The following is a 25,870-nucleotide window of genomic DNA, read 5'->3' on the forward strand; positions in this document are numbered from 1 at the left end:
AGGTGGGCGCGGCCCACCGCGCTCAGCTCGCTGCCGCAGCCTCCGCGGCCGCTGCCTCGGCGCGTGCGGCCATCCGGGCCCGCTGCGGCACGACGACGTACTTCGGGTCCTTGGACGACGCCATGCCGGCGTCGAACACCCCGAACCGGGTCAGCGCCGAGCCCGCGGCCAGCAGCACACCGGAGGCGACCGCGCCCCAACGCCGGCCGCCCAGGACCGCCGCGCCGACCGCACCGGTCGCGGTGCAGGCCTTCGCCAGGCGCAGCAGCGTCCCGGCCCGGCCGATGTGGAAGGGCTCGGAGACGATGCCGTGGTCGTGCTCCACCTTGTGCATCGCCACCAGCTCGACCGCGGCACCGACCACGGCGGCCTTGCGGGCCGGGCCGGCCTGGTCGACCGGCGTGAAGACCATCGACAGGCCACCACCGGCGGCGAGCCCGGAGCCGGTGAACACGAACGGCAGCTGGTCGCCGGGCTCGTGCCAGGACGGCGTCGCGGTGTTGGCCAGCAGCACCGCGGTGTAGGCCGCCATCGGCCCCCCGAACGCCGCTCCCGCGACACCCACCGTCCGGCGCAGCCCCACGGACCGCACCAGCCGCGGGACCCAGCCCGACGAGCCGCGCACCGCGGGGACCTGGCCCAGCAGGTGCAGGGCCGCCGTGGCACCGGTGAACGCGCTGAACGGGGACAGGATGTAGGAGCCCACGCTCAGCGGCGACGTCGGCTTGAACACCCGCAGCATGTGCAGGAACCGCTCCGGCCGTCCCAGGTCGTGGATCAGGAAGCCGACCGAGGCGATCGCCCCGCCACCGGCGATGAGGTGCGCGGTCCGGGCGAGCGCCGGGCGGTCGGTGAACTCGGCCATCGCGCCCAGCACCGAGGCCGAGCCGGCCGCACCACCCAGGAACAGGTAGAGCGGCACGTCCGGGGTCTTCCAGACGGCGGACTTCACGATCTGCCGGCCGTAGTAGGACTGGAAGTCCGCGTCGCCGACCGTCGGGTCGCCGTCGCGGGCACCACCGCGGCGGCCACCGCCCTTGCGCTTGCGCTTCTCCCGCTTCAGCGCGGAGGGGCCGTCGGCCTTGCGCCAGCCGCCGCCCGGCGTCGCCACCCCGGAGGTGCCCGGGCGGTGGTCCAGCGGTGCGTCGACGGCCTCGGCGGGCACCCCGGTCTCCGACAGACCCGGGCTCTGCTCCTGGGTCACCTCCGGGCCGTGCTGCGGGCCGGTCACCGCCGGCGTCCCAGGAACGAGGTCACCGCGATGCCGACCAGCATCGCGGCCGCACCGGCGGCGTGCCGCCACATCGAGGGCAGGTCTCGGGTGGTCACCACCGGGTCCGGCGGCAGGCCGTAGACCTCCGGCTCGTCCAGCAGCAGGAAGAAGGCCCCCGCTCCCCCGACGCCGTCGTCGGTGTCCCGGCCGTAGAGCCGCGCCGTCTCCACGCCCTGGCCCTGCAGGGTCGCCAGACGTGCGTCGGCCCGGGCCTGCAGCTCCTCCAGGTCGCCGAACTGGATCGACTGGGTGGGGCACGCCGTCGCGCAGGCCGGCTGCAGACCGTCGGTCAGCCGGTCGTAGCACATCGTGCACTTGAAGACCCGGCCGTCGTCCTTGCGCTGGTCGATCACGCCGTACGGGCAAGCCGGCACGCAGTAGCCGCAGCCGTTGCAGATGTCGTCCTGCACGACGACGGTGCCGAACTCGGTCCGGAACAGCGCCCCGGTCGGGCACACGTCCAGGCAGCCGGCGTGCGTGCAGTGCTTGCAGACGTCGCTGGACATCAGCCAGCGGATCTCCCGGTCGGCCGACTGGGACGTCTGCGGGTCGAAGGAGGACAGCGCCTGGGCGTTCAGCACGTCGTGCTGGGCCACCGTGGTGCCGTCCGCCGCCCCGTGCGACGGGGACTCGGCACTCCCGCAGGACCCGCCGCAGCCACCGCCGCCGTCGGTGCCCTGGCCGGGTGCGGCGGGCAGCCCGATCGAGGGCATCGGCAGGTCCACGGCACGCGACTGCTCGACGAAGGCCACGTGCCGCCACGAGTTCGCACCGAGCATGCCGGTGTTGTCGTAGGACATCCCGGACAGGCCCATGGCGTCACGGTTGCCGTCGGCGTCGTCCATCGGGAGCGTGTTCCACTCCTTGCAGGCGACCTCGCAGGCCTTGCACCCGATGCACACGCTGGTGTCGGTGAAGAACCCGACCCGGGCCGGGTGGTCGTCCTCGTAGCCGGCCTCGCCGGTCACGTCGGGCAGTGGTCCGAAGAGCCTGTTCTCCGGGTCGTTCCCGGTGAACGCGGGGCTCGCGGAGCTGATGCTGGTCACGCTGTCCCCTCCCAGCTGTCGGACGGGCGGCGCTGCGTGGTCTCGGCTGCCGGCGCGTCCTCCCCCGTCATGTTCGTCTCCTCGACCGGGGAGCGCCCGCCGACGGGCACCCGGCCCGACTTCACCCCGGCCCGCTCGCGGTAGGACTCGACCAGGTCGACCAGGGCCGGACCCCGCGGGCGGCGTCCGGGCTGGATGTCGCAGGTGGCGACCTTGGACTCCTGGATGTGCACGTTGGGGTCCATCACGACGCCGAACAGGTCGTTGCCGCTGTCGCCGGTGGACAGGCCCTGCTCGCCCCAGTGGTACGGGACGCCGATCTGGTGCACGACCTTCCCGCCGCCCACCTTGAGCGGACGCATCCGCTCGGTGACCAGCACCCGGGCCTCGATCGCCGTCCGGGCGCTGACCAGGGTGGCCCACCCGGCGTTCTCCAGCCCCCGCTCAGCGGCCAGCTGCGGGCTGACCTCGACGAAGAACTCCGGCTGCAGCTCGGACAGGTAGGGCAGCGTGCGGCTCATCCCGCCGGCGGTGTGGTGCTCGGTGAGCCGGTAGGTGGTGAACACGTACGGGTAGACCGGGCTGGTCGGCGGGTTGCTCCGGTTCCAGGCGGCCTCGATGACCTCCCGGCCCGGGTTGGCCTGCTGCTCGTAGAGCGCGTTGGGCACCGGGGACTCGTCGGGCTCGTAGTGCGTGGGCAGCGGCCCGTCCGCCAGCCCGGACGGCGCGAACAGCCACGCCTTCCCGTCGTTCTGCATGATGAACGCGTCGGCCCCGGAGATGCCGTCGGGCCCCGTCGCACCCGGCTCGGGCCGGTAGGACGGCGGCTTGGTCGCCTCGAAGTCCGGCACGTCGTGCCCGGTCCAGCGCTGCGCCTCCTCGTCCCACCAGACGTAGGCCTTGCGCTCGCTCCACGGCTTGCCCTCGGCGTCCGCGGACGCGCGGTTGTAGAGCGTGCGGCGGTTCGCCGGCCACGCCCAGCCCCACTCGGCCGCCACCCAGTCCTGCTCGCGGCCGGGACGGCGCCGGTCGGACTGGTTGACCTCGTCGGCGTAGACGCCGGTGTAGATCCAGCAGCCGGCCGTCGTGGACCCGTCGTCCTTGAGCTCGGTGTAGGAGCTGAGCGTCCTGCCGTCGGGCCCGACGCCGTTGATCTCGCGCAGCACCGCCTCGGCACTGGGCTCGACCAGCGGGCCGTGCGTCGGGTAGTCCCAGGTCAGCGACAGCAGCGGGACGTCGCGCGGGTCGGTCGAGTCGGCGAGCCGCTCGCGCAGGATGCGGCCCAGGTGGAAGTAGAACCACAGGTCGCTGCGGGCGTCGTCCGGCGGCTGGACCGCCTGGCGGTGCCACTGCAGCAGCCGCTGGGTGTTGGTGAAGGTGCCTTCCTTCTCCGTGTGCGAGGCGGCGGGCATGAAGAAGACCTCGGTGCCGATCTGCTCGGTCACCAGCTCGCCGGTCTCGATCTCCGGTGCGGTCTTCCAGAAGGTCGCCGACTCGATCATCTGCAGGTCCCGGACGACGAGCCAGTCCAGGTTCGCCAGCCCCAGGCGCTGCATCTTGCCGTTCGCGTGGCCCACGGCCGGGTTCTCCCCGACCAGGAAGTAGCCGGGGATCTTGCCCTGGATCATGTCCGCGACCTGGCGGTAGGAGCCGTGGTCACCGTTGATCTTGGGCAGCATGTCGAAGGCGTAGTCGTTCTCCGCCGTCGCGGCGTCGCCGAACCAGGCCTTGAGCAGGCTGACCGTGTAGGACCGGGTGTTGCCCCAGAAGCCGGCCATCCGGTCCCCGACCGCGCAGTACTCGTCCAGGGACGTGTGCTCGGCGGCGTGCGGCATCGGCAGGTAGCCGGGCAGCAGGTTGTAGAGCGTCGGGATGTCGGTCGAGCCCTGGATGGAGGCGTGCCCGCGCAGCGCGAGGATGCCGCCGCCGGGACGGCCCATGTTCCCCAGCAGGGCCTGCAGGATGCCGGCGGTGCGGATGTACTGCACGCCCACGGTGTGGTGCGTCCAGCCCACCGAGTAGACCCAGGCCGTCGTCCGCTCCCGGTTGCTGTTCGCCGTCACCGCGCGGGCGACGTCGAGGAACACCTCGGGCTCGATGCCGCACACGTCGGCGACCATCTGCGGGGTGTACCGGGCGAAGTGCCGCTTCATCACCTGGTAGACGCAGCGGGGGTGCTGCAGCGTCGGGTCGGTGCGCGGCTTGCCCACCGCGTCGGCGTCGGGCGCGGGCGGGTCGATCTCGTCGGTGCCGGTCGCCGAGGGCTCGTGCGCACCCTCGAACTGCCAGCTGGTCTTGTCGTAGCTGCTGGACTCGTCGTCCCAGCCGGAGAACAGGCCGCCCAGGTCCTCGGTGTCGACGAAGTCCTCACCGACGATGGAGGAGGCGTTGGTGAACGCCGTGACGTACTCGCGGAAGTCGAGCTCGTTCTCCAGGACGTAGGAGATCAGCCCACCCAGGAACGCGATGTCCGTGCCCACGCGCAGCGGCACGTGGGTGTCGGCCAGCGCGCTGGTCCGGGTGAAGCGCGGGTCGATGTGGATGACCTTGGCGCCCCGCGCCTTGGCCTCCATCACCCACTGGAACCCGACGGGATGGCACTCGGCCATGTTCGAGCCCTCGATGACGATGCAGTCGCTGTTGACCAGGTCCTGCTGGAAGTTCGTGGCCCCGCTTCTTCATCAGGTAGTTCTCTTCGTTGTCCAGCGTCGCGCCACCGAGGCTGGCCAGCCCCATGGTGCGGTTGACCCGCTGGTCACCGTCGAACTCCTGCCAGCCCTCCTCCCGGGCGGCGAGCACCCGGTCGGCGATCATCTCCATCGCGACGTCGAGCTCCAGGTCCTCCCACTCCGTGCCGTAGGGACGGCGGTACTTGACCGTCGTCGTCCGGGTCGGGGAGGTGACCAGGGACTTGCTCGCGCTGCCCTTGGGGCAGAGGCGTCCGCGGCTGACCGGGGAGTCCGGGTCGCCCTCGATCTGCACGATCTGCTCGTCCTTGACGAACACCCGCTGGCCGCAGCCCACCGCGCAGTAGGGGCAGATGGACTTGACCACCCGGTCGGCGGTCGCCGTCCGGCTGGTGGTGTGTTCGGTCGCCTTGCTCCGCGCCGAGTGACCGCGACCCAGGGGGTCGTCACCGGTCAGCTGGCGGTACAGCGGCCAGGAGTCGAGCCAGGTCTTCACCGCCTGGATGGTGCCACCGGTCACGCCGGCGTGCGCAGCGGGAGGGGCCTGCCGGGGGTCACCCTCGAGACCCCCGGGCCCGGCGGGGTCAGCCCCGGACGGGGTGCGGGGTCCGGAGCAGCAGGGCCAGCGCCGCCATCGCGACCACCCACCCCGCGACGATGAACAGGTCCCCCGCGTGCAGGCCGTGCGTCACGGTCAGCTGCAGGAGCACGGGGCCGTCGTTGGCGTACCGGCCGGTCACCAGGAGGTAGGCGAACCCGGACACGACGAAGGCCGCGACGAGAGCACACAGCCACCGGACCACGGGTGAACGGTAGACGGCGCCGGGGTGGCCATCGTGTGCCACGGGACGCACGGGACACGGGGGGCGCGGGTCGCGCCGCGACACGCTGACGTCTCTGTACTCGGGTGCCTCCGGAGTGTCACGATGCCGGTCGCCCGGGAGAGTGGTCCCGGACGGCACACATGGGGGCGCACGGCGATGCCAGACCTGACCGAGACGCCCCGGCGGACCCTCCCCCCGGTCCCGCCCGTCACCCGGCGCCCGATCGACGCGCCGCGGCCCGGGGACAGCGGTCGACACGCTGCCGTCGACACCTCGGACGACGAGACGCGCGTCCACCCGCCCGTGACCGACCTGGTGGACTCGGGGCGGCACGCCGACCTCACCGGCGGGGTCGCGGCCGCCGTCGCCCGCGAGCCGTGGACGGACAGCTGGTCCGCCGGGCCGGAGACGGGCAGCTGGTCCACCGGCAGCGAGACGGGGCGGCACGCCGCCGTCGGCCCCGACGACGCGGACGACCTCTCCACCACCGGCTCGCACCGCGTCCTGGTCACCCGGCCCTCCCGGAGCCGCTGGGTCCCGGCCGGCGTGGGTGCCGGTGTCCTGGGCATCGTCGCCGCCGTCCTGATGACCAGCGGTTTCAGCAGCGGCGCCGCGGCCGGGCCGGCCACCGACGAGGCAGCCCGTACCGAGGCCGTCCCGACGACTGCCCCGGCGCCCACCACCACCGAGGCTCCGCTGCCCACCCCGCCGATGAGCACCATCGTCATCAGCCCAGGCACCCCGGGGAGCGGGGGCAGTCAGCGGGCGACCTCCGCGAGCCGCACCTCGGCGTCCTCACCTGCACCCCGTCCGGCGTCGGGCGCCCAGACGGCAGCGGTCACCCCTGCCCCGTCGACCGCGGAGACCCAGGGGACGCCGGGCGGCGGCCCGCCGATGGACACCGTCACCGAGGTCGTCCCCAGCCCCGGGTCGACGTCCCCCACCACGGAGCCCGTGGCGCCGACGGCCGGACCCACGAGCGAGCCGGTCGGCACGCCCCCGGCGCCCACGGGCCCGCCGACCCCCTGACCGCCCGGCGCCACTGGCGCCCGAACACCGCGGGCGGTCCGACCGGCCCGGCGCCGACCACCCTCGGCGGGTCGCCGCGGAACACGCCGGGACGACTGGACCCCCGTCGGCCCAGCTCACTACCGTCGGTCACACACGAGCGACCGGGGGCAACACACGTGGACCAGCAGACCCGTCGAGGCAGCTCCAGGGGGAGCACCCGCCGCAGCGGTCACCGCAGGGCGGCCCCCGGCCGTCGGGACCTGCGCTGGCTGCCGAAGGCGCTGGTCATCTGGACCCTGAGCTTCCTCGCCGTCCCGACCGTGGTCCTCGTGCACCAGGCGACCCAGGACGAACGGTCGCCGACGCCCACGGGAGTGGAGAACGCCGCGGAGACCCAGGACGGGGCTCCCCCGCCGTCGCCGACGCCCACGGTCGTCCCGGCACCCTCCTCCGTCGTCCCGGCACCCACCTCACCGCTGGACGACGAGACCCCGGCGTCCACCACCACGCCGGCCGACGCGACGACGACGACACCCGAGCCGACCCCGGCGACCGTGACACCCGCCCCGAGCTCGAGCACGTCACCCGAGGCGTCACCCGACGCGGCGGACACCGAGACCCCCGCGTCGGGGGTCACGCCCCCGTCGGACACCCCCGGACCGACGGCGTCCTCGACGGCCGGCAGCACATCGGTCACCACCGCCCCCGCACCCACCTGCTCGGCGGGTTGCGGGAGCGACTGACCGCAGATCCCGCCGGGTCAGCGAGTGGGCGTGTGCTCTCCCAGAGCGCCCGCGGCCCACAGGTCGACCTCGTGCCGGGCAGCGTCGTTCCGGTCGGCGATGCGCATGGCGGTGCCCATCCAGGCGCCGGCGGCGCAGGCGATCAACGACCACGAGAGAACGAGCCAGAGCCACATCATCGGGACCTCGCGGTTGGGAGTGGTGGTGCGTGTGGGGCGAATGTAGTGGTCTGCGTCTCTTCCCCCTGCACCGACCCGCCGAAACGTGTAACGCATCGGTGACCCTGAGTTCCCCCATCGGGTGACTCGTCGCCCCTGTCGCTCCACCTGGCCCTCCGGACACCCGAGAGTGAGTGCGTGACCACCGGCCCCCTCGCCCTCTCGGCGCCTGTCGGGTCCCTCGCCGCACCTCTCCGCCGGCCGGCTGCGCTGACGGCCCTGCTGGTCGCCGCGATCCTCGTCGCGGGAGCCGTCCCCGGCCTGGTCGGGCACACCCTGCTGCTCCTGCTGACCCTCGGCGGCATCGCCGGCGCCTCCCTGGCCACCGTCCACGCCGCCTCGGACAGCGTCCGACCGGCGGTCTGGCGCTGGTACGCCGGCACCACGATCGCGGCCCTGCTCGGGTCCGCGACGGTCCAGCTGGTCGCCGGGGACGCCGTCCCCCCGACGTTCGGCGCCCTGCCGGGGATGCTGCTCGCGCTGGTGCCCCTGGGCCTGCTCATCCCGCGCGGCACCTGGGCAGGCGTGCGGGCCCAGCTGGTCAGCTCGCTGTCGCTGTTCGTCATCGCCTGCCTGCTGTGCCTGCTGACCCTCTTCATCCTGGTCACCGGCGGCGGCATCGACGTGGGCACCATGCGCGGGGTCACCCTCTACGCCCTCGGCTCGACGCTGGCGCTCACCACCGGCGCCAGCCTGCTCGTCGTCACCAGCAGCGCCGGGCCGCAGCGCCGCACCGCGCTGCTCGCCCTCGCCGGCCAGCTCGCCAACGCCCTGGCCAGCGCCCTGGGCGCCCTGCTGCCCGTCCTGTCCCCGGACAGCCAGACCCCGCACCCGGTCACCTCGGTGGCCGGCGTGCTGGGCGCCGGCTTCCTGCTGCTGGCCGCCCGCAGCGACCGCGCGCCGCTGCCCGAGCGGGGCAGCGACGCGCTGCGGTCGCCGCTGAGCGCACTGCTGCCGCACCTCACCGCCCTGGCCGGCGGCTCGCTGCTGCTGCTGACCGTGGTCAGCACCGGCACCGTCGACCGGGTCGGGCTCAGCCTCGGCGTCCTGGGTCTGGTGCTGCTCGTCGTCCACCAGGCGGTGTCCTGGCGCGACCAGCAGGCCCTGACGGACAGGCTGCAGCGCAGCGAGGCCTACTTCCGCACGCTGGTCCGCTCCAGCGTCGACCCGGTCGTCATCCTGGACGACCGGCTCCGGGTGACCTGGTCCTCCAGCGCCCTCACCGACCTGCTCGGGCTCGACCCCGGCCGCACCGTGGGCCAGGAGCTCACCGCCACCGTCCACCCCGACGACGCCCCCGGACTGGTCACCGCCCTGAGCGCGACCGACCGCGACGAGACCGCCGAGGGCCGCACCCGCACCGCCCGCCTCCGCCACACCGACGGTGGCTGGCGGCTGATCCAGGTCCGGATCCGGGACCTGCGGGAGGACCCCGACGTGGGCGCGCTGGTGCTGCACTGCCGCGACGTCACCCGGGAGGCCGTCACCCCCGACGACACCGACCGCCCGCTGGTCGCCACCACCGACCCGGTCACCGGCCTGCCCAACCGGGCCGCGCTGGTGCAGCGACTGGCCCACCTGCTCCGCGCCCCCGGGACGGCGAACTCCCTGGTGATGGTCGGGCTGACCGGCCTGCCCGACGGCAGCGCGGGGGACGAGGCACCCCCGGCGGTGCTGGTCGAGCTGGCCGGCCGCTTCTCCCGCGTGCTCCGCGGCGACGACTGGCTGGTCCGGTCCGGGCCCGCCGAGTTCGCCGTCGTCGTCACCGGCAGCGTCGCGGACGCCGAGACCGTCGCCAACCGGCTCACCGCCACCGTCGACGCCGACCACCCCGTCGCCGGGCTGCGGGTGTCGGCCTCGGCCGGCGTCATCCCGCTGGACGGCGACACCGACGCCGGTGAGGCACTGCGCCGCGCCGACGTGGCCATGGTGAGCGCCCGCGCCGCCGGACCGGGCCGGGTCCGCCGGCACTCGGTGGCCCTGCTCATCGCGCAGAACCGGCGGGACGCCCTGCGCCACGACCTGGCCGGTGCGCTGGACCGCGACGAGCTGCGGCTGGTCTACCAACCCGTCGTGGACCTGGCACTGCACCGCACCGGTTCCGTCGAGGCCCTGCTGCGCTGGCAGCACCCCACCTGGGGTGCGGTGTCCCCCGCGGAGTTCGTGCCACTGGCCGAGGAGTCCTCGCTGGTGGTGACGCTGGGTCGCTGGGTGCTGCGCACCGCCACGGCGACCGTCGCCGCGCTGCCCGGCTCGTCGCTGGCCGTCGCGGTCAACGTCTCGGCCCGGCACGTCCGCAGCGGAGAGCTGCTCACCGACGTCCTGGACGCGCTGGCGGCCAGCGGGCTGCCCGCCTCCCGGCTCACCCTCGAGCTCACCGAGTCGGTGCTGCTGGACGCCACCCACGTCACCGACGAGCTGCTGGCCCTGCGCCGGCTGGGCGTCCGGATCGCGGTGGACGACTTCGGCACCGGCTGGTCCTCGCTGGCCTACCTGGTCGGGCTACCGATCGACGTGCTCAAGATGGACCGCCAGTTCCTCGCCCAGATCGAGGTCGACCCGCAGCGGCGGGCGCTGTGCCGCTCGGTCCTGCACCTGGGCAGCAGCCTGGGGATGGACGTCGTCGTCGAGGGCGTGGAGACCACCGCCGAGCTGCAGCTGCTGCGCGACATGGGCCACCGCTTCGTGCAGGGCTTCCTGCTGGCCCGCCCCATCGAGGCCGCCGACCTGACCGCCCGGCTGGACGGCGTCCTCGCCCTGCCCGGCGGGAGCCCGTCGTGAGGCGGGTGTCGACCGCGGGGGCGGTCAGCCTGCTCCTGGCCCTGCTGGCCCTGGTCGTCGCCGTGCCGCTGTCGGCGCCCGACGGCAGCGGCCGGCAGTGGGACAACCTGGTGCTGGGCGTCGTCGGCAGCGCCGCGGCGGTGCGCGCCTCCCGGGCCACCCGCGGCATGGACCGCCGCACCCTGGTGCCCTGGCGGCTGATGGCCGTCTGTGGCTCCCTGTTCGCCACGGCCAGCCTGCTCACCGGGACCGGGCTCACCCCCGCGTTCGGCGAGGTCGGCGTCGGGGACGTGCTGCTGCTCCCGGCCGTCTGCATCCCCCCGCTGGTCTGCGGGCTGCTGGCCAGCCAGGTGCGCAGCACCCGCTGGCCGGCCCCGCTCGTCGACGGCGCGATGGTCACCGCCTCGCTGCTGGTGGTCAGCGACGTGCTGGTCTTCTCCCCCGCCGCCGACGTCACCCCGCTGGCGGCCGCCTACGGCGTGTACGCCGCGGTCGCCGTCGGCACCGCGGGGGCGCTGTGCACCGTGTCCACCCGCGCCCTGCGCCGGTCGGCGACGGCGATGATCGCCTCGACCTCGCTGATCGCGCTGGCCACGGTGATGCTCGCGCTGGGCATCGCCGACCCCTCCCAGGCCTGGCAGGCCGTCGGGGACGTCGCGGTGGTCCTGGCGCTGGAGGCCTCGGTCCTGGCGATCACGTCCTCGCCGCTGTCCTGCAGCCGGCACGAGGACCCGCGCGCCGGCGCCCCCCGGGTCAACTTCCTCGGCCTGGCGATCACCGTCGGGGCCACCGTGGGGCTGCCGGTGGTGCTGGTCTCGGCCGTGCTGCGCGGGCAGCCGCTGTCGGCCGCGGCGGTCGTCGGCACCGCGGGCGTCGTCGTGCTGCTGCTGCTGCGCAACACCCTGCGGATCCGGGACAGCGGTCGCCTCATCGAGGACCTGGTGCGCACCGAGGAGGACTTCCGCGAGCTGGTCGAGTCCTCCTCCGACGGGGTCGCCATCGTCGACGGCGACCACCGGCTGCAGTTCGCCTCCCGCGCCGCCCGCCACCTGCTCGGCCTGCCCGCCGAGGGCCCGCTGTCGGGGTCGCTGCTGGACCGGGTCGACGCCGAGGACCACCAGCGGGTCGGGGCGGCGCTGACCGCCGGCGCCGTGCTGCACTTCCGCGTCACCGACGCCGACGGCGAGCCCACCGACCTCGAGGTCACCCACCACGACCGCGCCGCCGGGGACCGCCGGGTCCTGCAGCTGCGCGACGTCACCACCCGCCGCCGCCGGGAGCGCGAGCTGGAGCGGATGGCCTACACCGACCACCTGACCCGGCTGCCCAACCGGGCGATGCTGTTCCAGCAGATGGCCGGCGGGACCACCGAACGCTGCCTGCTGGTGCTCGACCTCGACGGGTTCAAGGCCGTCAACGACGAGGCCGGGCACGAGGCCGGTGACCACCTGCTGGTCGAGGTGGCCGGCCGGCTGCGCACCGTCGTCCGCGAGCAGGACGTGGTGACCCGGCTGGGGGGCGACGAGTTCGCCGTCCTGGTCGAGGGCACCCTCAGCGAGGCCGTCGAGGCCGCCCAGCGGATCGTCGACGTCCTCGCGCTCCCGCACCGCACGGCCGAGTGGACCTTCGCCATCGGGGCCAGCGTCGGGGTGTCGCAGCTGCGCCCGGGCAGCGGCCAGCTGGCCTTCCGCGAGGCCGACGCCGCGCTGCGCGCAGCCAAACAGGCCGGCAAGGGCTGCCTGCGCGTCTGGGACGACGGCCGGGGCGCCCAGGTCGCCGACTCCGACGTCGCCACCGCCCTGGCCGAGGGGCACGTCCAGCTGCGCTACACCCTGGCCGGCACGACCGGGGAGCCGCTGCGCTCGCTGCACGCCGTCCCGGTCTGGCAGCACCGCACGGCCGGACTGCTGCCCGCGGCCGAGCTGTGGGCGGCCGCCGGGCGGCAGGGCCAGGACGCGCTGCTGCAGCGCTGGGTGCTCGCCACCGCCACCGCGCACGCGGTCGGCCTGCCGCGGCAGCTGGCGCTGGCCATCGACCTCCCGGCCGGGCACGTCCAGGTGGACCAGCTCGCCGACGACGTCGCGACCGCGCTGGTGACCGCGGACCTCCCCGCGCACCGGCTGTGCCTGGCGCTGACCGAGGACGCCCTGCTCACCGCGCCCGCCGCGCTGCCCGGGGTGCTGCACGAGCTGCACGCCGCCGGGGTCCGGATCTGCCTGGACGACTACGGCATGGGCCGCACCCTGGTCTCGCACCTGTCCCGCATCCCGCTGAACTCGATCCGCATCGACGTCTCGGCCCTCGGCGGCCGTGGGGACGACGAGCACACCCTGCGGGTCGTGCGGGCCATCACGGCCAACGCGGAGGCCTTCGGGCTGATGGTGGTGGCGCACGGCGTCGAGCCGGGTCCGCTGCTGGACGGCGTCCTGGACGCCGGTGTCCAGATGGTCCGCAGCCGGGCGACGCCGCAGCTGGTGCCCATCGAGGAGGTCGCGGAGCTGCTGCGCGTTCCGGCCGGCGAGCCCGCGCTGCGCTGATACTGAGAGCCGTGCACCTGACCTTCCTCGGCCACTCGACGGTCCGCGTCGAGCTGGCCGGGCGGGTGGTGCTCACCGACCCGCTGCTCACCGGCGGCGTGGGGCCGCTGCGCCGCGTGGTGCCCCCGCTGGACCCGGCCACCTGGGCCGACGTCGACCTGGTGCTGATCAGCCACCTGCACGGGGACCACCTGCACCTGCCCTCGCTCCGCCGGCTAGGTCGCGGCACCCGCATCGTCGTCCCGCGCGGGGGCGGGGCCTGGCTGCGGGCCCGGGGCTTCACCGCGGTGTCCGAGCTGGCCCCCGGGGAGTCGGTGTCCGAGGGCGCGCTCACCGTCACCGGCGTGCCGGCCCGGCACAGCGGGCACCGCTGGGGCCCCCGCTCCACCCACGGCCCGGACGCCGTCGCGATGGGGCACCTGGTCGCCGGCGACGGCCGGTGCGTCTACGCCGCCGGGGACACCGACGTCTTCCCCGGCATGCGCGACCTCCCCCCGCTGGACGTCGCGCTGCTCCCGGTCTGGGGCTGGGGCACCTCGCTGGGCCCCGGCCACATGGACCCCGCCGCCGCAGCCCTGGCCTGCGCGTTGCTCCGCCCGCGCGTCGCCGTCCCGGTGCACTGGGGCACCCTGGCCGCCGTGGGGACGACGACACTGCCGCGGGTGGGCCCGCTGATGAGACGGCTGCTGGTCGACCCCCCGCGAGAGTTCGCCGCCGCCGTCGCGGCCGCCGACCTGCGCACCCGGGTGCTCGTGACGGCGCCCGGCACCCGGGTCCGGCTGGAGGAGGCGTCGTGAGCGTCGCGGTGCTGGCCTCGGGCTGGACCGACGGCAGCAGCGTCGGGTACCCGGTGCTCTTCGGCGGGGTCCTGCTGGGCTCGGTCGTGCCGGTGGTGCCGACCGGTCCACTGCTGTCGGTGGCCGCAGCGGTGGCGATGACCACCGACCGGCTCGACATCGCCCTGGTGCTGCTGCTGGCCACCCTCGGCGCCTTCCTCGGCGACGTGGTCACCTTCGCCGTCGCCAGGTCCGGCGGCCCCGCCGCGGTCCGCTGGGTCTCCCGCGGGCAGCACGCCGACCGGCTGGAGGAGGTCCGCGGCCAGTTCGCCCGGCACGGCTGGCAGATCGTCGTCGTCGGCCGGCTGCTGCCGGCCGGCCGGATCCCGGTCCTGCTGGCCGCCGGCACCCTGGCCTACCCGTGGAAGCGGCTGCTCCCGGCCTCGCTGGGCGCCGCGTTCCTCTGGGCAGTGGCCTACGCCCTGCTCGGCGTCGTCAGCGGCGGGGTCTTCGACAACCCGCTGGTGGCCACCCTCGTCGCGACCGGGCTGGTCCTCGTCGTCGGCCTGGTCGGCAACCTGATCGCCTCCCGGCGCCGCGAGAAGAAGAAGGCCCCCCGACCGTGAGCACGAGGTACGTCCCGCACCGCCCACCCGCCCGGCGGGTGCTGACCGGCGGCCGGCTGGTCACCCGGGTCCTGCTGGTCTGGGCGCTGACGACGGCGGCCCTGCTGCTGCTGGACCGCTGGCTCACCGGCTTCGCCATGCACGCCTGGTGGCAGCCACCGGTGGCCGCGCTGCTGCTGGGCGTGCTGGCCGGTGTCGTGTGGCCGCTGCTCATGCGGGTCGCGCTGCCGATCGCCTTCTTCACCCTGGGCCTGGGCGGCTTCCTGGTGCTCGGCGCCGGCGTCCTGGGCGTCTTCTACGCCATCCCCGGGGTCACCGTGACCTCCTTCCGGACCTCCGTCGTGGTGGCCGTGGTGATGGCCGGGGTCGCCGCGCTGATCAGCTCCGCGCTGGCCCTGGACGAGGACGAGCTGTTCTTCCGCCGGGCCCGCCGCAAAGCCACCGGCGCCCCGGAGGACGACGTCCCCGGGGTGCTCTTCCTGCAGATCGACGGGCTGGGGCACCAGGTGGCGCAGCGCGCCGTGCGGGACGGGTCGATGCCCACCCTGGCCGCCTGGCTGCGCGCCGACAGCCACGTGCTGACCTCCTGGCACACCGACTGGAGCTCCCAGACCGGGGCCAGCGTCTGCGGGATCCTGCACGGGGACAACCACGACATCGTCGGGTTCCGCTGGTACGAGAAGGAACGCGACCGGGTCGTCGCCGTCTCCCACCCCGAGGACGCCGCCCTCGTGGAGGCCCGGCACAGCGACGGCCGGGGCCTGCTCTCCGGGGACGGCGCCGGCCGGGGCAACCTGTTCACCGGCGACGCCCGGCACGTGTCGCTGACCATGAGCTCGCTGGCCGTCGTGGTCCCCAAGGGGGCCCGGCGGGAGCGGCGCGGGTCCGACCGGCTCGGCGCCGGCTACTACGCCTACTTCGCCAACCCGGTGAACGCGCTGCGCACGCTGGCGGTCTCCCTGGTCGACGTCGCCCGCGAGCTGGCCGCCGCGTCCCGCCAGCGCCGTGCCGACGTCGTCCCCCGGGTGAGCCGGGGCGGGGTCTACCCGCTGGCCCGGCCGGGGACCACGGTCATCGCCCGGGACGTCGTCGTCGCCGCGCTGATCGAGGACATGCTGGCCGGCCGGCCCGTCGCCTACGCGGACTTCCTGGGCTACGACGAGGTCGCGCACCACTCGGGCATCGAGCGCTTCGACACCCTCGAGGTGCTGCGCAGCATCGACCAGCAGATCGGCCGGCTCTGGCGGGCCACCCAGCTGGCCCCCCGCCCCTACCACCTGGTGTGCCTGTCCGACCACGGCCAGACCCAGGGCTGGGCGTTCGCGGACCGGTTCGGCGAGTCGATCGAGGAGCTGGTGGGCCGGCTCTGCGGCGGAGCCCCGCAGACCCGCCGGCACCGGGGACGCCGCAAGCCGCTCACCGGGCCGGCCGACTCCCGCCGTCCGGCGGAGGGCTGGCAGGTGGGTGCCGCGCTGGCCGAGGCCGCCTCCGGGGGTGGGCTGGTCGCCCGCCGGCTGCGGGACCGGGTCGAGCGCGCCGGGTCCGCCGAGCACCGGACCCGCGACGTCACCGGTGAGCCCGGCCGGGTCGCCCGGGTGGCCCCCGGCGTGGTCTGCGTGGTCAGCGGCCACACGGCGATGGTGTCCTTCACCGACCTGCCCGGGCGGGTCACCCTGGAGACCATCGAGCGCGAGTGGCCCGACCTGCTGCCCTCCCTCGTCGACCACGACGGCGTGGGGTTCCTGCTCGTGCACTCCGCGGAGTTCGGCCCCGTCGTCCTGGGCCGGGACGGGCTGCACCGGCTGGACTCCGGCGTCGTCATCGGGGAGGACCCGCTGGCCCTCTACGGCGAGCACGCCGCCCGGCTCGTCGCCCGGACGTCGACCTTCCCGCACTGCGCCGACGTGATGGTCAACAGCCGCTTCGACCCGGCCACCGAGGAGGCCTCCCCCTTCGAGCCGCACGTCGGCTCGCACGGCGGACTGGGCGGCCCCCAGCAGCACGGGTTCCTGCTGCACCCCTCCTCCTTCGCCGCACCCGGCGAGGTCGTCGGCGCCGAGCACCTGCACCGGGTGCTCCGCGGCTGGCTCTCCGACCTGGGCCACCCGGACCCGCACGCCCCCTCCCCCGCCTGAGCCCCTCCTCCGCCGAGACCGCACGACGGCGACGCCGACACGCCGGCCACCGGCGGGTCGCCGTCGACGTCCTGCCAGGTCGGGGCGGGTGTCGGCTCAAGGAGCGGGCCCGTCCGGCCGATCTGTCCTGCATGACCCTGCTGGACGACGCCCCGGTGCACCACGCGCCGGTCGCCGTCCTGCCCGACGCCACCGGCATGCTGGCCGCCGCACCCGTCGGCGCGACGCTGGTCCTCCTCGCCCTGCCCGCGGACCCGGTGCTCGCCGACCGGGCCGAGCGCACCGTGCGCCGGGAGACCCGCGCCGAGGACCGGTCGCTGCGGCTGTCGGCCACCGAGCTCGCGGTCGTGCTGGCGGTCCCCGAGGCCGACCGGGACGCCGTCGCCGACCGGTTGCTGTCCGTCGTGGAGCGGTCGACCGGGCTGACCGCCGCGGCCGGCGTCTGCGTGCTCACCGGCCGCACCGACCCGCTGGGTCTGGCCCGGGCCGGCCTCGCCGTCGCCTGGGCGTGCGGCGGCAGCCGCGCCGTCCGGCACCCCTGACACCGGCGCTGACACCACCCTCGGCACCACCCCCGGCACCGCCACGGCCGCACCCCGCCACCGGTTCCGCGGCACCCCGACCACCATCAGGTGGACGGCGGGCAGACGGCAGGTAACCGCTGGTCAGGGCCCGTTACGGGCGTGTGCACCGCTGCGGGTCCCGCGTGAAGATCACGTGAACCGGGTCCCGTCCGCGCGACAGGAGCGACACGTGTGACAGACAGTGGGGGCATGCGACCCGACGCCCGTGCCTGGTTCGACAACCGCACCTCGTCGGCCACCTCGTTGGCCGAGATCGACACCGCTGCCCTGCTCGCGGCCAAGCGCCGCGGTGGGCACCGGGTGAGCGTCGTGCTGCCCGCCCGGAACGAGGCGGCCACCGTCGGTGGCCTGGTCAGCGACCTCGTCGCCCGCTGGGTGACCGACGTGCCGCTGGTCGACGAGGTGCTGGTCATGGACTCCGACTCCACCGACGACACCGCGGCCATCGCCCGGGCCGCCGGCGCCGACGTCGTCGCCACCGCCGACGTGCTGCCCACCCTGGGCTCGCGCCGCGGCAAGGGCGAGGCGTTGTGGAAGTCCCTGGCCGCCACCACCGGCGACCTGGTGGTCTTCATGGACTCCGACCTGCTCAACGACGTCAGCCACTACGTGCCCGGCCTGCTGACCCCGCTGCTCACCGACCCCCGCATCGACTACGTCAAGGGCTGCTACACCCGCCCGCTGACCGTCGACGGCGAGGTGCGGGCGGCCGGCGGCGGCCGGGTCACCGAGCTCACCGCCCGCCCGCTGCTCAACGCGCTGTGGCCCGAGCTCGCCGGCTTCGTGCAGCCCCTGGGCGGGGAGTACGCCGGACGGCGCTCGGCCCTGGAGCAGGTGCCCTTCGTCTCCGGCTACGGCGTCGAGGTGGGCCTGCTGGTGGACCTGCTGCAGGTGTGCGGCCTGCCCGGGCTGGCCCAGGTCGACCTCGGCACCCGCGTGCACTCCCACCAGAGCGACGAGGCGCTGGGCGTGATGGCCGGGCAGATCGTGTCCACCGTGCTGTCCCGCGCCAAGCGCGGCAGCAGCGACCGGCACCGCGGGGCGCCCGGCGGCCTGCTCACCCAGTTCGCCCACGACGGTGCGGGCTTCGTGCCCGCCAGCGTCCCCGTCGCGGTCGACCAGCGGCCCCCCATGGTCACCGTCGGCGAGTACGCCGAGCGCTGGTCCGAGGAGGCCGTGGTCGGCTGAGCGGCGCGGCACCCGGGCCGCCCGGGTGCCGGACCGGGGCGGGTGTGTCACTGTGCTCGTCCCGGCAAGCCACGCCGGCAGGTCGGCGGCTGCGTCGCCGGACCCGCAGGAGAGTGCATGCGCGCCGACGTCCGAGCGCTCCTCGAGGACCGCACCACCCGCGCGGCCGACCACGACCCCCGGCAGCTGCTGGCCGCCAAGCAGCGTGGGCGGACCTCGGTCAGCGTGGTGCTCCCGGCCCGCGACGAGGAACGCACCGTGGGGGCCATCGTCGGGACGCTGCGCCGGGCCTGGCAGCAGGAGATCCCGCTGGTCGACGAGATCGTCGTCGTGGACAGCGACTCGACCGACGACACCGCCCGGGTCGCCGCCGCCGCCGGCGCCCGGGTGGTCGCCGTCGACTCGGTCCTGCCCGAGCTCGGCCGGCTGCCCGGGGGCGGCAAGGGCGAGGCGCTGTGGAAGTCGCTGGCAGCCACCACCGGTGACCTGCTGGTCTTCCTGGACGCCGACCTCGTCGACGTGGACCCGGGGTACGTGGCCGGGCTGCTGGGCCCGCTGCTGTCGGACCCCTCGGTCGGGTTCGTCAAGGGCGTCTACGACCGTCCGCTGCTGACCTCCGAGGGGCTGGTCCCCACCGGCGGCGGCCGGGTGACCGAGCTGCTGGCCCGGCCGCTGCTCAACGCGCTGTGGCCCGAGCTCGCCGGGGTCGTGCAGCCCCTGGGCGGGGAGTACGCCGGGCGACGCACGCTGCTGGAGCAGGTGCCGTTCGTCTCCGGCTACGGGGTCGAGTTCGGCCTGCTCGTCGACCTCACCCGGCTGGCCGGGGTTCGGACGCTGGCCCAGGTGGACCTGGGCACCCGGCGGCACGGGCACCAGAGCGACGCCGCCCTGGGCCGGATGGCCGGCCAGGTGCTGCAGACCGCACTGTCCCGGCTGCCCGGGGGTGCCCCGGTGACCGCGGCCGACCTGCTGCAGTTCGTCCGCACCGACGAGGCCCTGGAGGCCGTCGGCTGGGACGTCGGCGTCGTGGAACGGCCACCGATGGCCCAGGTCCGGGCCGCCGCGGGTCGACGCCGATGAGGCTGCTGATGGACGCCGGGCCCTGGCTCGCGGTGCCGCCGGTCGGTTACGGCGGCCTGGAGAACGTCGTCGCCACGCTCACCACCGAGCTGCGGGCCCGGGGCCACGAGGTCGTGCTGGCCACGGTGGGTGAGTCCACGCTGCCCGCCGAGGAACGGGTCAGCGCCTTCCCGACCGGGCAGTTCGCCCGCCTCCCCGGTCCCTACCCGCAGGTCGTCGGGGTGGCGCACGCGCACGCCGGGCTGGTCCTGGACACCGTGGCCCGGTACGCGGGCGCCGGCCGGCCCTTCGACCTGGTGCACACCCACCTCGAGGTGGTCGGGCCGGCGGTGCTGGGCGCGATGGGCGTCAGCGCACCGCCGGTGCTGCACACCCTGCACTGGGACCTCGCCCGCAACGCCGACTTCTACGCCACCTTCGACGGCCGCGGCCGGGTCGCCTACGTCGGGGTCTCGGAGAGCCAGCTGGCCCGCGGCCCGGAGCTGCTGCAGCGGCAGTCCCTGGGCCACGTGCCCCTGGCGGTGCCGGTGACCGACGTCCCCCCGCTGCCGCGGGCACGGCGCGGGCCCTACGCGCTGCTGCTGGCCCGGCTCACCCCCACGAAGGGCGCGCTGACGGCGATCGAGGCGTGCGCCCGCGCCGACGTGCCGCTGGTGCTCGCCGGTCCGGTCGGCCCGTACCCCGACCAGGCCGCCCTGGCCGCCGCGCTGGCCGCCCCGGGCGGGGCGCGGGACAACGCCGACGTCGCGTGGTTCTGCGAGCACGTCCGCCCGCACCTGGACGGCGAGCGGGTGCGCTGGGTGGGCAGCGTGGCCGGCCAGGAGAAGGCCGAGCTGCTCGGCGGCGCCCGGGCCGCGCTGTTCCCGATCGACTGGGAGGAACCCGGGGGTACGGCGGTGTGCGAGGCACTCGCCGCCGGCACCCCGGTCGTGGCGATGGCCCGGGGATGCCTGCCCACGCTGGTCGACCACGGGGTCACCGGCTTCCTGGCCGACGACGTCGACGGGTTCACCGAGGGCCTGCGCGCGGTCGCCGACATCGACCCGGCGGTGTGCGCGCGGGAGGCCCGTCGCCGGTTCGCCCCGCCGGTGATGGCAGCGGCCTACGAGGCGCGCTACCACCAGCTGCTGGGCCGCGCACCGCAGCAGACCCGGCCGCTCACGCTGCCGGCCCCGCGAACACCACCGTCAGGGCGTGCCGCTGCCGCGCGCTGAGCTCGGCGACCACGCGGGGGGCCTCGTCCAGCGGGAGGACGTCGGTGACCAGCACCTCCCGGACCAGCCGACCGTGCCCGGCGAGCAGGCCCAGCGTCTCGGTGGCCAGCCGGCGCCGGTCCCACAGGTGCGCCAGCCCGCGGGGCACCCGGCCGATCTGGGCGCACACCAGGGACAGCCCGTTGTGGTGGAACTCCTCCCCCAGCCGGACGTCGTCGGCCCCGCCGACGTAGAACGCCAGGTCCACCACGGTGCCCTGCGGCCGCAGGCAGCGCAGCGCGGTCGCCAGTGCCGCCGCGGTGCCGCGGCACTGGAAGACCACGTCGGCGCCGCGGTCGGCGGGCCCGTGCCGCCACCGGGTCTTCAGGTCCCGCGCCAGGTCGGGGGTGTCGTCCCGGGCCTGCAGGCCCAGCGCCTCGGCGGCCGCCCGCCGCTGTGGAGTGGGGTCGGCCACGACGACCTCGGCGGCCCCGTGCACGCGGGCCAGCAGACCGACGAGCAGGCCGATGGCGCCACCGCCGGTCACCAGCACCATCCGGCCGCGGACGCCGTCGGCGAGTTCCCGGCCGCCCACGTCGGCGGCGGCGTGCAGCAGGCCGTTGACGCAGATGGGGCCCAGGTGGGCGACGTAGACCCCGAGCACCGGGTCCAGGTCGGCCGGCACCGGGACGACGGCCTGGGCCAGCGGGTCGCCGTGCACGACCGTGGCGTGCCCGTAGGCCATCGCCACCAGGTCGCCGGGCGCGGTCACCGACGTGCGGCTGTCGGTGACCCGCGCGACCTCCATGTACCCCAGCCGCCGGACCGGGAAGGCCTGCGCGGGACGCCCGCGCTCGAAGAGGCCCAGGTCGCCGTCCCAGCCGGCGGCGAACCAGGGGCTCGTGCCGCGGAACCAGGTCAGCTCGGTGCCCGCGGACAGCCCGGTGTAGGCGGTCTCGGCGCGGAACAGGCCCTCGGCCAGCGGCGGCTCCTCGGTGTCCTCGAAGGCCAGCTCGCCGGCGCGGGGCACGACCAGCGTGCGGATCACGGCGCGACCCGCACGGTCGACCCGGTGCGGGTGGCCTCGGCCAGGGCCCAGGCCAGCCGGTGGGTGCGCAGCGCCTCGGCCACGTCGACCAGTCCCCCGGCGGCGGCCCCGCCGGCCAGCACGTCCACGAAGGCACGGTCGACGGCCTCCCGGGCGTCGACGGCCGGGGTGTGCTGCTCCTCGCCCTCCCGGGTCCGCACCGACAGCGAGGTCTCGGTGAGCTGGAGGACCAGGTCGTCAGCGACCACCTCCAGCCCGGCGGCGGTGAGCACCGGCAGCACGCAGGAGGTGCTCACCGACCCCACGGCGCCGGAGGCCATCCGGAGCACCGCGGCGGTGGCGTCGGGCACGTCGCGGCCCTCGCGCGTCGAGACGGCGCTGCCCCCGACCACCTCGTCGACCTCCCCGGCCAGCACCCGGACCAGGTCCAGCACGTGGGTGGCCTGCTCGACCAGCTGACCTCCCGAGCGCGCACCGTCGCTCCACCAGGCCGGCGGCGGCGTCGTGCCCCACCAGCGGGCCGCGACCAGCCGAGGGGTGCGCCCGGCCAGTCCGGCGCGGGCGGTCGCGACGGTGTCCAGGTGCCGCCAGTGGTAGCCGGTGGCCGTGGGCAGCCCGGCGGAGGCGACCAGCGCGGCCACCTCCTCGGCGACGGCGAGGTCCGCGGCCAGGGGCTTCTCCACGAAGAAGGGCACGCCGGCCTCGACCACCTGGCGCTCGAGCTCGCCGTGCGCGAAGGGCGGGACGCACAGCCACACGCCGTCCAGCCCGGCCGCCAGGAGCTCCGCGGTGGTGCGCACCGGCACGTCGAGCCCGCCCGCCAGCGCCTGCGCCGCCGCCGGGACCGGGTCGGCTATCCCGACCAGCTCGACGTCCTGCATCCCCTGCAGGACCCGGGCGTGCCGGGCGCCCACGCCCCCCGCCCCCACCAGACCGACGCGGACGCTCATGCCAGCGGGGTCCGGTCCAGCGCGGCCACCAGGTCGGCCGGGGTGTCGAAGAGGTCGATCGCCCCGGCGTCGCGCAGCTCGTCGTCGCCGAACCCGCCGGACCGGACCACGATCGCCGGCATCCCGGCGGCCTCAGCGGCCGCCACGTCGAACACCGAGTCACCGACGACGACCGCCGGGGCGTCCTGCGGCTCGCCCAGCTTCCTCAGCGCGGTCTGCAGCAGGTCCGGGTGCGGCTTGGAGGCCTCGACGTCGTCGCTGGTCGTCCAGGCCTCGGCGACGTCCCGGGCGTCGAGCAGGTCCAGGTAGTGGTCGACCTGGTCGGCCTTGCCCGAGCTGGCCAGCACCAACCGGTGCCCACGCTCCCGGACCGCCACCAGCAGGTCCCGGGCGCCGGGCAGCGGGCACAGCTCCCCCAGCAGCGGCTCCATCTCCTGGGTCCACCGCTCGCGGGCCCGGTCGCCGAGCCGCTCCTCCAGCTCGGCACCGCCGATCGCGGCCACCAGCTGGTCCCCGCCCATGCCGATCAGGCGGTGCAGCCGCCAGACCGGGAACGTCTCCCCCAGCGACCGGAAGGCCCGGTACCAGGCCAGGGCGTGGTGGTAGTTGGAGTCGACGAGGGTGCCGTCGACGTCCAGGACGGCGATCACGGGAGCAGCCATGCCCCCGCCCCTGCCCACCGGGCCCGGGGGTCAACCGGTCGTGGTGGTCTCCGCGCAGTCGGCGAGCAGCGCGTCGGCGACGGCGAGGTCGTCCACCGGCAGCTCCACCTCGACGCCCTCGTCGTCCACCGCACCCTGCTCGGCGAAGACGTCCAGCGTCGAGTCCCGGACGTCGGCGTCCAGCAGCCCGGCGGCGAAGCAGTCGGCGAACGCCGCCGGTGCCCCGTCGGCCTGCAGGGCGGAGCTGATGTCGGCGGCGGCGGGCGGCCCGCCGCAGCCGGCCAGCAGCAGGAGACCGGCGGCGAGCAGCCCCGACCTCACCCGACCCGGACCTCGACGTCGTCGGCGCTGTCGTCGACGGCCCAGTACCCGGCGACGGCCTGCGCCTCGGGGAAGGCGGCGACGTAGGACCACAGCAGGTCCTGCCGCCGGGCGCCGTCCACCGTGACGTGCGCGTAGGACGCCACGCCCTTGTACGGGCACTCCGAGCGGGTGTCCGAGGCGGTCAGCAGCGCGGGGTCGACGGCCTCCCGCGGCAGGTACCAGCGGGTCGGCAGCCCGGTCTCGTACAGCGCGAGGGCCCGGTCGGTGGAGACCAGCTCGCGCCCACCGACGGTGACGGTGACCCGCCGGCTGCTGCGCCGGGTGTCCACCCGGTGGAAGGGGTCGCGCGGGTGACCACCGAAGACCAGCTCGTCCTCCTCGTACCAGGCGTCCACCCGGTCGAACCAGAACGCGACCAGCCCGGCCAGCTCGGGGACGGCGTCGACGGGCTCGGGGTAGGCCCACACCGCGTCCTGGACCACCCGGTCGCCGACGGTGAGCGTCCAGTAGGACGCGTCGCCCTTGAACGGGCAGTGCGTGCTGGTCGACGTCGGGGTCAGCAGGTCGGTGCGGACGTCCTCGCGGGGGACGTACCACTGCGGGAGCAGCCCGGACTCGTGCAGCAGCACGGCACGCTCGGTGTCCACGACCACCTCGCCGGCGACGACGCCGCGCACCCGCTGGGGCACCTCGTGCAGGTAGAGCAGGTGCGCCGGGGCGGCGGAGAGGTCGGTGTTGAAGCGGCCCCGGTTGGCGTGGGCCAACGGCCCCGGTCCCATCGTCAGCGACATGCCCCACAGTCTCTCCCCCAGCGGCGGGCACCGGTGTGCGGCACGATCTCCAGGTGCCCCCGACGTCGTCCGACCCCTCTGCGGCCGACGGCGCACCGCCGCTCCCCCCGTTGCCCGGCCCGGCCCCGCTGGTGTCCCGGTGTCCCGGTTGCGGCTCGGTGCTGGTGGCCCGGCCCGACCTGGAGGCCCGACACCCCGGCGCCTCCCCGGCCTGCACCCGCCTGTTCGACGTGACGGTGCGGGGGCTGCGTGACGAGGCCCCCAGCGACCTGCGCGCCGCGGCCCTGCTGCAGCTGGCCGTCGACGCCTACGACGCGCAGCACCCGCACGAGGGGGACCCCGGCGGCCTGGTCCGGCTGCGGACGGCGCTGGGCCAGCAGACCGGGGCGCCCGCGGAACGGCCCGAGCACTGGACGACGACGGTGGCCGACGTCGCCGCGGACCTGGACGTCGTGGACCTGCCGGCCCTGGTGCGCTCGTGGGCGCAGGCCGTCTCCGCGGACTGGGCCGGCGACCCGACCGCACCGGACTGAGCCGGGTCGGAACGCAGGCGGCTGGTGCGCTGGTCATGGGGCCGATCAGCCGCCTACGCTCCCGCCGTGCAGGAGGAGAGCCTCGACCGACGGGCGCGCAAGAAGGCGCAGACCCGTCGGGAGGTCAAGGAGGCGGCGCAACGGCTGTTCGCCGAGCGCGGCTTCGAGGCCGTGACCATCGCCGACGTGGCCGACGAGGCCGACGTGGCGGTGCAGACGGTCTTCAACCACTTCTGCACCAAGGAGGAGCTCTACTTCGCCGACCGGACACCGTGGGTGGACGGCCCGGCCCGGGCGGTCGCCGGACGGCGACCGGGCACCGGCGCGGTGGCCACCGTGCAGTCCTGGATGGCCCACCAGGTGATGGCCTACCCGGCGATGATCGGCTGGGCCGACCGTCGGCAGTACGTCGACGTGCTGCAGGCCAGTGCCTCGCTGCGGGTGCACGAGCGGGAGCTGCTGCGACGCTGCGAGCACCAGCTGTCCCGGGCACTGCACGCCACGTGGACCCAGCAGTTGGAGGGTGACGTGCCCAACCTGCGGCTGCCCGCGGACCTGATCAGCGGGGTGCTGGTGGCCGCCGGCCGGGTGATGGTGGTGGAGCAGCGCCGGCTGGCCATGGGCCCCGAGCCCTCGCTGACCCGGCGGGCCGAGGTCGACGGGCTCACCCTGGGCGCCATCGAGGCGATCGGCCTGGGCATCCAGCTGGTGGCGGCGCGACCGGACGCGCCGCTGGCCCTGCAGCTGGTGGCCGGCCTGGAGAAGGACGCGCCGCCCGACGAGGACGTGGCGGCCCAGTTCGTGCCCGGCCACGACGGCCACGACGGCCACGACGGCGGCGCCGGCGCGGCCTGACCCGG

At 75.3% G+C, this 25,870-nt stretch carries 22 protein-coding genes and 1 pseudogene; 12 read left to right on the forward strand and 11 right to left on the reverse strand.

Going from position 1 to position 25,870, the window contains the following annotated elements:
- Positions 1-22: 22 nt before the first annotated feature.
- The 4 genes and pseudogenes from nrfD to ASG41_RS11930 form a co-directional block, all read right to left on the reverse strand.
- Positions 23-1,231 carry an NrfD/PsrC family molybdoenzyme membrane anchor subunit gene (gene nrfD / locus ASG41_RS11915; RefSeq protein ID WP_235564740.1) on the reverse strand — a complete coding sequence of 403 codons (1,209 nt, stop codon included), beginning with the start codon at positions 1,229-1,231 and terminating at the stop codon, positions 23-25.
- Positions 1,228-2,319 carry a 4Fe-4S dicluster domain-containing protein gene (locus ASG41_RS11920; protein ID WP_056294403.1) on the reverse strand — a complete coding sequence of 364 codons (1,092 nt, stop codon included), beginning with the start codon at positions 2,317-2,319 and terminating at the stop codon, positions 1,228-1,230. The genes nrfD and ASG41_RS11920 overlap by 4 nt, the downstream gene beginning before the upstream one ends.
- A pseudogene (gene fdh, locus ASG41_RS11925) lies at positions 2,316-5,511 on the reverse strand (formate dehydrogenase). Before fdh ends, ASG41_RS11920 begins: the two are co-directional and overlap by 4 nt.
- Positions 5,512-5,590: 79 nt before the next feature.
- Positions 5,591-5,809, reverse strand: a complete 219-nt coding sequence (locus tag ASG41_RS11930; RefSeq protein WP_056294410.1) for a hypothetical protein — start codon at positions 5,807-5,809, stop codon at positions 5,591-5,593.
- 324 nt (positions 5,810-6,133) lie between these two features.
- Between ASG41_RS11930 and ASG41_RS11935 the strand changes: the two genes are divergently transcribed.
- Complete coding sequence (locus ASG41_RS11935) at positions 6,134-6,859, forward strand: hypothetical protein (protein WP_157519314.1); 726 nt, start codon at positions 6,134-6,136, stop codon at positions 6,857-6,859.
- A 211-nt stretch (positions 6,860-7,070) separates the two neighbouring features.
- Here ASG41_RS11935 and ASG41_RS11940 read toward each other — a convergent pair whose 3' ends face one another.
- Entirely contained in the window at positions 7,071-7,538 is a 468-nt protein-coding gene (locus tag ASG41_RS11940) for a hypothetical protein (RefSeq protein WP_157519316.1), read from the reverse strand.
- 63 nt (positions 7,539-7,601) lie between these two features.
- A complete protein-coding gene (locus ASG41_RS23990) occupies positions 7,602-7,760 on the reverse strand; it encodes a hypothetical protein (protein WP_162245559.1) in 159 nt (52 codons plus the stop codon).
- 180 nt (positions 7,761-7,940) lie between these two features.
- On the opposite strand from ASG41_RS23990, the gene ASG41_RS25280 reads away from it, so the two are divergent.
- The 9 genes from ASG41_RS25280 (at position 7,941) to ASG41_RS11985 (ending at position 20,723) form a co-directional block, all read left to right on the forward strand.
- On the forward strand, positions 7,941-10,583 hold the full coding sequence (locus ASG41_RS25280) for a bifunctional diguanylate cyclase/phosphodiesterase (protein WP_056294420.1): 2,643 nt from the start codon (positions 7,941-7,943) through the stop codon (positions 10,581-10,583).
- Positions 10,580-13,120, forward strand: a complete 2,541-nt coding sequence (locus tag ASG41_RS11950) for a diguanylate cyclase (protein WP_157519318.1) — start codon at positions 10,580-10,582, stop codon at positions 13,118-13,120. Before ASG41_RS25280 ends, ASG41_RS11950 begins: the two co-directional genes overlap by 4 nt.
- An 11-nt stretch (positions 13,121-13,131) precedes the next feature.
- Positions 13,132-13,917, forward strand: a complete 786-nt coding sequence (locus ASG41_RS11955; protein ID WP_235564741.1) for an MBL fold metallo-hydrolase — start codon at positions 13,132-13,134, stop codon at positions 13,915-13,917.
- A complete protein-coding gene (locus tag ASG41_RS11960; RefSeq protein ID WP_082556817.1) occupies positions 13,914-14,522 on the forward strand; it encodes a DedA family protein in 609 nt (202 codons plus the stop codon). The genes ASG41_RS11955 and ASG41_RS11960 overlap by 4 nt, the downstream gene beginning before the upstream one ends.
- Positions 14,519-16,657, forward strand: coding sequence for a phage holin family protein (locus tag ASG41_RS11965; protein WP_056294427.1), 2,139 nt, complete (start codon positions 14,519-14,521; stop codon positions 16,655-16,657). Before ASG41_RS11960 ends, ASG41_RS11965 begins: the two co-directional genes overlap by 4 nt.
- Before the next feature lie 131 nt (positions 16,658-16,788).
- Positions 16,789-17,199, forward strand: coding sequence for a hypothetical protein (locus tag ASG41_RS11970; protein WP_056294430.1), 411 nt, complete (start codon positions 16,789-16,791; stop codon positions 17,197-17,199).
- Positions 17,200-17,430: 231 nt separating this feature from the next.
- Positions 17,431-18,429 carry a glucosyl-3-phosphoglycerate synthase gene (locus ASG41_RS11975; RefSeq protein WP_056294432.1) on the forward strand — a complete coding sequence of 333 codons (999 nt, stop codon included), beginning with the start codon at positions 17,431-17,433 and terminating at the stop codon, positions 18,427-18,429.
- A gap of 117 nt (positions 18,430-18,546) precedes the next feature.
- On the forward strand, positions 18,547-19,509 hold the full coding sequence (locus tag ASG41_RS11980; RefSeq protein ID WP_056294435.1) for a glucosyl-3-phosphoglycerate synthase: 963 nt from the start codon (positions 18,547-18,549) through the stop codon (positions 19,507-19,509).
- Positions 19,506-20,723, forward strand: coding sequence for a glycosyltransferase (locus ASG41_RS11985; protein WP_056294438.1), 1,218 nt, complete (start codon positions 19,506-19,508; stop codon positions 20,721-20,723). Before ASG41_RS11980 ends, ASG41_RS11985 begins: the two co-directional genes overlap by 4 nt.
- On the opposite strand, the gene ASG41_RS11990 is transcribed toward ASG41_RS11985, so the two are convergent.
- The 5 genes from ASG41_RS11990 to ASG41_RS12010 are packed head-to-tail and all read right to left on the reverse strand — an operon-like array spanning position 20,668 to position 24,477.
- A complete protein-coding gene (locus tag ASG41_RS11990) occupies positions 20,668-21,750 on the reverse strand; it encodes a zinc-binding alcohol dehydrogenase (protein ID WP_056294442.1) in 1,083 nt (360 codons plus the stop codon). The two genes, ASG41_RS11985 and ASG41_RS11990, sit on opposite strands and share 56 nt — an antisense overlap.
- Positions 21,747-22,700 carry a Gfo/Idh/MocA family protein gene (locus ASG41_RS11995; protein ID WP_056294445.1) on the reverse strand — a complete coding sequence of 318 codons (954 nt, stop codon included), beginning with the start codon at positions 22,698-22,700 and terminating at the stop codon, positions 21,747-21,749. Before ASG41_RS11995 ends, ASG41_RS11990 begins: the two co-directional genes overlap by 4 nt.
- Entirely contained in the window at positions 22,697-23,362 is a 666-nt protein-coding gene (locus tag ASG41_RS12000; RefSeq protein WP_056294448.1) for an HAD family hydrolase, read from the reverse strand. Before ASG41_RS12000 ends, ASG41_RS11995 begins: the two co-directional genes overlap by 4 nt.
- Before the next feature lie 30 nt (positions 23,363-23,392).
- A complete protein-coding gene (locus ASG41_RS12005; protein WP_056294452.1) occupies positions 23,393-23,683 on the reverse strand; it encodes a hypothetical protein in 291 nt (96 codons plus the stop codon).
- Positions 23,680-24,477: a DUF427 domain-containing protein gene (locus ASG41_RS12010; protein ID WP_056294455.1), complete on the reverse strand. Its 798-nt coding sequence runs from the start codon at positions 24,475-24,477 to the stop codon at positions 23,680-23,682. The genes ASG41_RS12005 and ASG41_RS12010 overlap by 4 nt, the downstream gene beginning before the upstream one ends.
- 53 nt (positions 24,478-24,530) lie before the next feature.
- Here ASG41_RS12010 and ASG41_RS12015 point away from each other — a divergent pair, with 53 nt between their 5' ends.
- Both ASG41_RS12015 and ASG41_RS24265 read left to right on the forward strand, forming a co-directional pair.
- Positions 24,531-25,010, forward strand: a complete 480-nt coding sequence (locus ASG41_RS12015; RefSeq protein WP_157519320.1) for a DUF5946 family protein — start codon at positions 24,531-24,533, stop codon at positions 25,008-25,010.
- A gap of 66 nt (positions 25,011-25,076) precedes the next feature.
- Entirely contained in the window at positions 25,077-25,865 is a 789-nt protein-coding gene (locus tag ASG41_RS24265) for a TetR/AcrR family transcriptional regulator (protein WP_056294463.1), read from the forward strand.
- The last annotated feature ends 5 nt before the right edge of the window (positions 25,866-25,870 follow it).

Source organism: Modestobacter sp. Leaf380, from assembly GCF_001424485.1.
GTDB lineage: Bacteria > Actinomycetota > Actinomycetes > Mycobacteriales > Geodermatophilaceae > Klenkia.